Below are 4,078 nucleotides of genomic sequence, written 5' to 3'. Positions count from 1 at the left end.
GCCGGCGGCGGCGATCGGGCGGCGCGCGCCGGCCCACCGCCCGATCACCGCCGCCGCCGCGTCGCCGAGCGCGACGCCGAGCATCGCCGCCACGGCGGCGGGGCGGGGGAAGAGCGCGACCGCGAGCAGGTAGGCGATCGCCATCCACGTCGCCCCCGACCAGCGCTCGCGCTCGTGCGGGCGCAGCAGCCCGCCGAGCGCGCCCTCGAAGCGCGCGCGCGTGGCGGCGTGGCGCCGGCGCACCGCCTCGACCGCGAGCGCGACGGCCAGCGCGGCGCCGAGCGCCGCCGCGAGCCACTCGCGGCGCACCCCGGCGGCGTAGGCGGCCGGCACCACCGCCGAGGCGAGGTGGATCGCCTTGCGCGCGACCTCGTGCCGGAGCGTGACGGCCACGCGCGGCGCGTGCGGCGTTCCGCGCGGGGCGCTACTTCACCAGGCGCTGGCGGAGCGCCGCCTGCACGACCGACGCGCTCTGCGTGTTGAGGCGCCACCGCCCGAAGCCGCTCTGGTCGACGAACACCAGCGTCACGCGCGGGTCGCGGTACTCCCACACCTGCGTGCGCCCGCGCACGTTCTGCTCCGGCCCGTTCGGGTCGAGGATCTGGTCGGGCTCCCCGAAGGCCAGGTACGCGGTGCCGCGGTCGGTCAGCCAGCCGCTGGTCGCCTCCTCGCGGAAGCGCAGGTTGGCGGCGCGCAGGCGGGTGAAGTACTCGCGCAGCCCCTCGTGCTGCGCCGTCGTCGGCGCCGGGTCGGTCTCGCGCAGGAACACCGCCCACGCGCCGGCGCGCGCCTCGGGCGTGGTGTCCCTGAGCACGCGCAGCCGCTCGGGCGTGGCGTAGTAGCGCAGGTAGTCGACCATCTGCTCGAACGACGCCACCGGCAGCTCCTCGCCGAGCGAGACGAAGAGCGGGGCGCGCACCGAGTCGGCGTCGGCGGCCGGGCCGCCGGGGGCGCGGACCACGGCGTCGAACGCGACGACGCCGATGCCGGCGCGCGAGACGGGGACGCGCACCACGCCGCTGTACAGCGCGAGCGGCGCCTGCGCCGCCGCCTGCACCGCCGCCACGCGCCGGTCGAGCGCCACCGCGCCGCGCGACAGCGCCGCGCCGCCGCCGGGGACGCGCACCGCGGCCTGCACGGTGAGGCGCGGCGGCGCGTCGGCGCCGCCGGCGCCGTACGCCTCGACGTACACGGGGACGAGCGAGTCGACGCCGAACACCGCGGCGGCGCGCGGGCTGGCGACGAGGCGCGGCAGCGTGTCGAGGCGCGCGCGCGGCGTCACCTCGTAGGCGAGCACCGGCGTCGACAGCGCGCCGGCGCCGAGGCGCGGCACGGTCAGCGGGACGTCGACCACGCTGCTGCGCGAGGCGCCGACGTCGCGCACCGCCAGCGCGAGCGTGTAGCGCCCGGGCGCGAGCACGACGCCCTGCGTGAACAGCACGCTCTCGTCGGTGCGCGCGGTCTCGCGGAACGTCGCCACGCGCACCACCTCGTCGCTGGCCAGCGACACCACGCGCGCCCCGGCCACCGAGGCGTCGGGGCGCAGGTCCATGCGCACCTGGTAGGCGGCGCGGTAGCGGTCCCCCTCGCGCACGAACGCCAGCGCGCGGTTGGCGAGCGACAGCGTGACCACCGCCAGGGTCGAGTCGCCCGAACGCGCGAAGTACGCGACCGTGCCCACCGCCGGCACGTCGCCGCGCGGGACGATGAGCCCCATCTGCTGGTAGATCCCCGTCATCTCGGTGAGCGGGGCCGGCGGCGCGCCGCGGCGCGCGTCGGGACGCGGGCCGCCGGCGGGGTCGCCCACGCGCGGGCGCGGGGCGCAGGGGGCGAGCGCCAGCGCGGCGAGGGGGAGGGCGCGGAGGGCGCGCGGGGCGGCGCTGGACATGGGGGTGGCTGCGAAGGCTCGGCTCGCCGGGGATCGGCGGCGTCGAATGTACCCCCGCGCCGCGGGATTGTGCGACGGTGCGGCGACCCGCCGCCCCCCTTCGCTTGCCATGCCGCCCCTCCGGTCGGTAGCATTGCGCCATGTCCCGAGAGAGCCTGGTCGGCACCACCCTCGCCGGCTACGAGATCCGCAGCGTGGTCGGCGAGGGGGGCACCTCCGCGGTGTACCGCGCCGACCACCCGACCCACGGGACCGTCGCGCTGAAGGTGCTGCGCGACCGCCTGCGCCAGGACCGCACCGCCGTCCAGCGCTTCGTCCGCGAGGCCCAGTACGGGGGCCGCGTGCTGCACCCCAACGTGGTGCGCACGATCGAGATCGGCGAGGCCGAGCCGGGGCTCCACTTCCTCGCCATCGAGTGGGCGGGCGGCGAGATCCTCGAGAAGTACGCGAAGAAGCACTGCCCGATCCCGGCGCCCGAGGTGGCCGACATCGTCGGCCAGATCGCCGCCGCCGTGCAGGCCGCGCACGACGCCGGCATCGTGCACCGCGACCTGAAGCCGGAGAACGTCATGTACGACCCGGCGTCGCGGCAGGTGAAGCTCCTCGACTTCGGCATCGCCGCCGAGGCCGACCAGAGCGCCGACGAGCGCCTCACGCGCGCCGGCTTCTTCGTCGGCACGCTGATGTACGTCGCCCCCGAGGCGCTCTCCGGCGAGATGGTCACCGCCGCCGCCGACCAGTACTCGCTGGCGACGATCGCGTACTTCCTCCTCTCGGGGTGCCACCCGTACTCGGGGAAGTCGCCGCGCGAGATGTTCACGCAGCTCCTCTCGCAGCCGCCCCTCCCGCTGGGCAAGGCGAAGGAGGGGCTGCTCGTCTCCCCCGCCGTCGAGGCGGTCGTGATGAAGGGGCTCTCCAAGAGCCCGGCCGACCGCTACCCCGACGTGAAGAGCTTCGCCGCCGCGCTGCGCGGCGCGCTCGACGCCCCGGCGCCCGAGCCGCCGAAGGGCGAGGCGGGGGTGTTCGGGAAGCTCAAGGGGCTCTTCAAGCGCTGACGTCGGCCCCCGGCGACGCCGCCGGGGCCCCCGCGGCCGCCCCCTCGACCACCGGCGTGCTCACCGCCGGCGTGCGGCGCTCGACCGCCCGCAGCCACACGGTGAACGTCGTCCCCTGCCCGGGGGCGCTCTCCACCGTCAGGTCGCCGCCGAGCAGGCGCGCCAGCCGCCGCGAGATCGCCAGCCCGAGCCCCGTGCCGCGCACCGCCGAGTCGCCGGTGCGCGGGCCGATCTGCTCGAACTCGTCGAAGATCCGCTCGTGCTCCTCGGCGGGGATCCCGATGCCGGTGTCGATCACCTGCAGCGCCACCCAGTCGGGGTCCACCTCGCCGGGCTCCGGGCGCCGCCGCATCCCGGCGAGCGCCGGCAGCCCCGGGATCGCGGGGAGCAGGCGCGCCAGCCGCTCGGCCGGCGGCCGCGCCTCGTCGTCGGCCTCGTCGCGCCGACGCCCGACCTGCGCGCGCACCGAGATGCGCCCCTCCGGCGTGAACTTCACCGCGTTCCCGAGCAGGTTCACGAGGATCTGCCGCAGGTGCACCGGGTCCGTGCGCACGCGCGGCAGCGTGGCCGGGACGCCGAGCGACAGCGCGAGCTCCTTGGCCTGCACGAGCGGCTCGAGCTCCGTCGCCACGTCGAGCACGAACGGGCGCAGGTCGATGACCTCGGTGCTCACGTCGAGGCGCCCCGCCGAGATCTTCGCGAGGTCGAGGATCTGGTCGACGAGCTGCCGCAGGTGCGCGGCCGACGACGCGAGGCGCTGCACCGGCGCCTGCTGCCGCGGCGACAGCGGGCCGTACACGCCCTCGTGCAGCAGGTCCACGAAGCCGACGATCGCGTTGAGCGGCGTGCGCAGCTCGTGCGACACGTTGGCGAGGAACTCGCTCTTCGTGCGGTTGACCTGGATCAGCTCCCCCGACAGCCGCTCCAGCTCCGCCGACCGCTCGGCGACGCGCCGCGTCAGGCGCCGCTCGTGCGAGATGCCGATGGCGACCGCGCCGAGCGTGGCGAAGCCGAGCAGCCAGACGGCGAAGCGCAGCCGCGACAGGTCGGCGTCGTCGGCGCCCACCGCGGCGACCGCGACGGCGCCGCGCGCGTCCCCGCGCGACCGGGCGCGCGCGACCTCGTGGGCGAACAG

General features: G+C 76.9%; 3 protein-coding genes and 1 pseudogene. 1 reads left to right on the top strand and 3 read right to left on the bottom strand.

Annotation, left to right across the window (positions count from 1 at the left end; translation table 11 throughout):
• Together PYV61_RS21850 and PYV61_RS21845 are read right to left on the bottom strand one after the other, a co-directional pair.
• Window positions 1-393, bottom strand: a pseudogene (locus tag PYV61_RS21850) (hypothetical protein); the annotation flags it as partial.
• Between the two features lie 31 nt (window positions 394-424).
• Complete coding sequence (locus PYV61_RS21845; protein WP_275835643.1) at window positions 425-1,888, bottom strand: GWxTD domain-containing protein; 1,464 nt, start codon at window positions 1,886-1,888, stop codon at window positions 425-427.
• 140 nt (window positions 1,889-2,028) lie between these two features.
• Here PYV61_RS21845 and PYV61_RS21840 point away from each other — a divergent pair, with 140 nt between their 5' ends.
• Entirely contained in the window at window positions 2,029-2,943 is a 915-nt protein-coding gene (locus PYV61_RS21840) for a serine/threonine-protein kinase (protein ID WP_275835641.1), read from the top strand.
• Here the strand turns inward: PYV61_RS21840 and PYV61_RS21835 are convergent.
• Window positions 2,933-4,078: HAMP domain-containing sensor histidine kinase (locus PYV61_RS21835; protein ID WP_275835639.1), on the bottom strand; the 1,146-nt coding region annotated here is incomplete at its 5' end. The genes PYV61_RS21840 and PYV61_RS21835 overlap by 11 nt on opposite strands.

It is taken from the genome of Roseisolibacter sp. H3M3-2 (genome assembly GCF_029211165.1).
Classification (GTDB): Bacteria; Gemmatimonadota; Gemmatimonadetes; order Gemmatimonadales; family Gemmatimonadaceae; genus Roseisolibacter.
The sequence above is the reverse complement of the archived record's forward strand: the minus strand, read 5'-3'. Positions and strand labels throughout refer to the sequence as shown.

Bases quoted from the DNA above. Each gene is read 5' to 3' on its own strand.
- PYV61_RS21845 (WP_275835643.1), bottom strand. From the start codon at position 1,888: ATGTCCAGCGCCGCCCCGCGCGCCCTCCGCGCCCTCCCCCTCGCCGCG.
- PYV61_RS21840 (WP_275835641.1), top strand. From the start codon at position 2,029: ATGTCCCGAGAGAGCCTGGTCGGCACCACCCTCGCCGGCTACGAGATC.